Here is a 1,205-nt window from a genome sequence, read left to right as displayed (position 1 = left end):
TAGGTGAACATCCGTTTAAGAGGATGGATACGGATGAAATAGCGATGGCCACACTTGAGTATCATAAAAATATTGTAGGGCTGTTTGAATATCTACAAAATTGCAGTTCTGCACCTTCCGTAACTGAATTTCTTAGCAACATACTGTCCCTTGAAGTGTAGTGATGTGATGGACGCCTCAGCACCTAAGCTTGCAGTATTATGCCAAGCTTAAAGCTGACAAATAGTTCTGGAGGTTTCCATCATGGATATTAAAGTTATTGGTATCGATTTAGCCAAAAATGTTTTTCAAGTTTGTGTTTGTCTTATGGATAACTCTGTCATGAGTAACAAAAAGGTTAACAGAAACAAGCTGCTCGATAAAATTAGACAATTCCCCGAAGGTAGCCTTATTGCTATGGAGGCCTGTGGTACGGCGCATTACTGGGGAAGACAATTTCAAGCTCTTGGTTATCAAGTGCAATTGATCCCTGCTCAACATGTTAAGCCATTTGTTGCAAAYCAAAAGAATGATGCCAACGATGCCCTCGCTATATGCGAAGCGGTTTTCAGACCTAATATCCACATGGTTCCAGTTAAAACTGTTGAGCAACAAGACATTAAAGCATTACGTTGTGTACGTAGTCGTCTCGTTCAAAATCGAACCGCCATGGTCAATCAAATTCGAAGCCTAGCGAGCGAGTCTGGTGTGATCTTCTCTGTCGGCAGGTTGCAATTACAAGCRTCACTTAGCCGTATTTTAGCAAATAATGAGCATGAACTGTCTCATACGCTTCATTACCTGTTAAAATTTTTATATGAAGATTTATGTGTTTTAAATGAGAGAATTAATCAAATCGAGCGCGACATTAAAGCGCTATGTCAAATCCAACCTCGCTACAATGCATTGCTGTCGATCCCTGGCTTTGGACCATTAGTCACAGCAAGCTTTATGAGTGAATTAGGTTCGGGTCATCAATTTAAAAATGGCCGGCAATTATCTGCATGGTGTGGCTTAGTGCCATCGCAATCGAGTTCTGGTGGAAAAGTTCGACTAGGATCGATCACGAAAAATGGCAGCTCAGAACTACGTGTTTTACTCATCCACGGCGCCAGAGCCGTTGGCCGATTTGCGAGCAAACGTGATGATAGACTTGGGCGATGGTTTAATGCACTTGCGTTAAGGCAAGGTCGACACAAAGCCGTTGTCGCATTGGCCAATAAAAT

At 42.0% G+C, this 1,205-nt stretch carries 1 protein-coding gene; it reads left to right on the top strand.

The window, feature by feature from the left end; all coding sequences use genetic code 11:
* Positions 1–243 precede the first annotated feature (243 nt).
* On the top strand, positions 244–1,205 hold a 962-nt coding region (locus tag L5L91_RS22545; RefSeq protein ID WP_263237821.1), incomplete at its 3' end, for an IS110-like element ISSba8 family transposase.

The sequence above is a fragment of the Shewanella sp. SM55 genome (assembly GCF_025654025.1).
Lineage (GTDB): Bacteria > Pseudomonadota > Gammaproteobacteria > Enterobacterales > Shewanellaceae > Shewanella > Shewanella oncorhynchi.
This window is presented reverse-complemented; position numbering and strand designations above follow the sequence as displayed.